Here is a 2,495-nt window from a genome sequence, read left to right as displayed (position 1 = left end):
TATTATATATGAATAGCAAAGTATAAATTTTATATTAATATAATAGTATTACAATAACTTTTTAATGGGGCTGCCTTAGGGCAGCCTTTCTTATTTTTATGTATATAAAAATAAGCCTATTAATCCTGAAAGTAAAATTATATTTAAGGTGCTTATTTTAAATTTTCTTAATAAAAACATCGAAACAGCAAATATCCCTACAGCTAATAAGTTGATAGTTTTTAAATTAAAAAAAATATTAGATTGGCCAGTAAATGATATAAGGATTATTGTGCGAGATGCTGCAATTATTAAGCCAACAGAAGTAGAGCGTAACCCCTTTAAAATATTTGAAATCTCACTTACATCGCTATTTTTTTTGAAAAATCTAAAAAGAGTAATTGAGACAATAACACCTGTAATAACACAAGCAAAAGAGGCTACTATAGCACCTAAGGTTCCGCCTAGTCTTATTCCAACGAAGGTTGAAGCATTTATTGCAAGGGGACCAGGAGTCATTTGAGAAATAGTTAATATATCAGTGAATTCTTGAAGTGTTAGCCAATTTTGTGTATCAACAATTTCTTTTTGGATTAAAGGTACGATAGCATACCCCCCACCGATGCTAAAGGAACCTATCTTTAAGAAAATTATAAATAAATCAAATAATATATTCATATCTGATTAGCCTCCCTTCTTTTTCTTAAGAATGCTTGACCAAAGCTTAGTATTGCACCTAAAACCAGTATTAGTATTACATTAATATTAAAGAAAAAGCTAGCTATAAAAGATACTGGTACTAATAAAGTAAGTAGTAAGTTTTTCTCTTTAAATACTGTAAGGCTCATATCTATTACTAAGTTAACAATTGCAGCAGCTACTCCAGCTTCCATACCCTTAAGGATTGCTGAAATATAAATATTGCTTCTAAATGCATCATAGAAAACAGATATAACAGATAAAATTATAAGGGGAGGTAACACTGTACCTATACAAGTAATAATAGACCCTGAAATTCCTAAGAACCTATATCCAATTAGAGAGGATAAGTTAACTGCAATAGCACCAGGTGAGGATTGGGCAACAGCAGCCATATCTAATAGCTCGCTTTCAGTTAATATTTTCATATCTTCTACTAAATATTTTTTGAAAAAAGGAATAATTACATAACCACCACCAAAACTAAAACAACTTACGTAAAAAGTAACCTTAAAAAGTTTAAAGTAAAATTTAAAGTTTTTTTCCAATTGTCAACCTCCTTTAAGAAAGACTCTATTAATAGTATATACTGAATTTAGACTTTAAGGAATAAAATAGCAAAGATACTTTTATAATAATGGAATTTATGCTTTAATATTCAATAAGGAGGGGGTTATATGCCAATTAAAATTCCGAAGGAATTACCAGCTTTTAAAGTTCTATCTAATGAAAATATATTTGTAATGAATATAGAAAGAGCACAAACACAAGATATAAGACCTTTAAAAATAGCAATATTAAATTTAATGCCAATTAAGATTCAGGCAGAAAATCAATTGCTTAGGTATTTATCAAATACTCCAATACAAGTTGAAGTTACACTTTTGCAAACGAAAACCTATACTTCACAAAATACTCCTATAGAGCATTTAGAAAAGTTCTATAATTACTTTGATGAAGTTAAGGATGAAAAGTATGATGGGTTAATAATAACTGGGGCACCTGTTGAAACTTTAAAGTTTGAAGATGTAGCATATTGGAAGGAACTTGAAGAAATTTTTGAGTGGAGTAAGGAAAATGTATTTTCAACACTTCATATTTGTTGGGGAGCGCAGGCTGCTTTATATTATCATTATAATATAGAGAAACATCCATTAGATAAGAAGATATTTGGAGTATTTTCACATAAGGTGAATAAAATTAATGAAGACTTAACAAGAGGTCTTGATGATATTTTTTATGCACCTCACTCAAGACATACTACAACCTTAAAAGAGGATATAGAAAAGGTTAAGGAACTTGATGTTTTAGCAGAATCTGATGAAGCTGGAGCATTTATAATTGCCACTAGTGATAAGAGACAAGTCTTTATTACAGGACACCTAGAGTATGATAGGGATACTTTAAAGGATGAGTACTTAAGGGACTGTAGTAAGGGGATGGAAATGTCTATCCCCGAGAACTATTTCCCAAAAGATAATATTGATGAAATACCAGTAGTACAATGGAGGGGAAGTGCCAATATAGTATTTGGCAATTGGCTAAATTATTGCATCTATCAAAATACTCCATTTGAATTAGAAAAAATCAATAAACTATATTAAAGAGTGCTGTAGCACGATATAAAATTAAGAATGAATAACGGGGCTGTTTTTCGTAACAGCCCTTTTTGCAATAAGCAATTAATAATTAACAGATAAAAATTTAGGCGAAAAAATCAGCGAAACTGGGTTTTTAAATTAGAAAAAAGAATAAGAAAAGTATTATTTACAAAAATTACATTGCAAAAATGATATAAAAACTATATTATTATATAA

The 2,495-nt window shown here is 29.5% G+C and carries 3 protein-coding genes; 1 reads left to right on the top strand and 2 read right to left on the bottom strand.

Features of this window, described 5'->3' with window-relative positions; all coding sequences use genetic code 11:
• Window positions 1-96: 96 nt before the first annotated feature.
• On the bottom strand, window positions 97-657 hold the full coding sequence (locus E6248_RS15350; RefSeq protein ID WP_316341640.1) for a chromate transporter: 561 nt from the start codon (window positions 655-657) through the stop codon (window positions 97-99).
• Complete coding sequence (locus tag E6248_RS15345; protein WP_316341639.1) at window positions 654-1,226, bottom strand: chromate transporter; 573 nt, start codon at window positions 1,224-1,226, stop codon at window positions 654-656. Before E6248_RS15345 ends, E6248_RS15350 begins: the two co-directional genes overlap by 4 nt.
• A 129-nt stretch (window positions 1,227-1,355) precedes the next feature.
• Here E6248_RS15345 and metA point away from each other — a divergent pair, with 129 nt between their 5' ends.
• Window positions 1,356-2,282: a homoserine O-succinyltransferase gene (gene metA / locus E6248_RS15340; protein WP_316341638.1), complete on the top strand. Its 927-nt coding sequence runs from the start codon at window positions 1,356-1,358 to the stop codon at window positions 2,280-2,282.
• Window positions 2,283-2,495 lie beyond the last annotated feature (213 nt).

This window comes from Clostridium sp. (genome assembly GCF_032552055.1).
Classification (GTDB): domain Bacteria; phylum Bacillota; class Clostridia; order Clostridiales; family Clostridiaceae; genus Clostridium.
The sequence above is the reverse complement of the archived record's forward strand: the minus strand, read 5'-3'. Positions and strand labels throughout refer to the sequence as shown.

Coding starts and splice junctions, on each gene's coding strand:
- E6248_RS15350 (WP_316341640.1), bottom strand. CDS start 657: ATGAATATATTATTTGATTTATTTATAATTTTCTTAAAGATAGGTTCC.
- metA (WP_316341638.1), top strand. CDS start 1,356: ATGCCAATTAAAATTCCGAAGGAATTACCAGCTTTTAAAGTTCTATCT.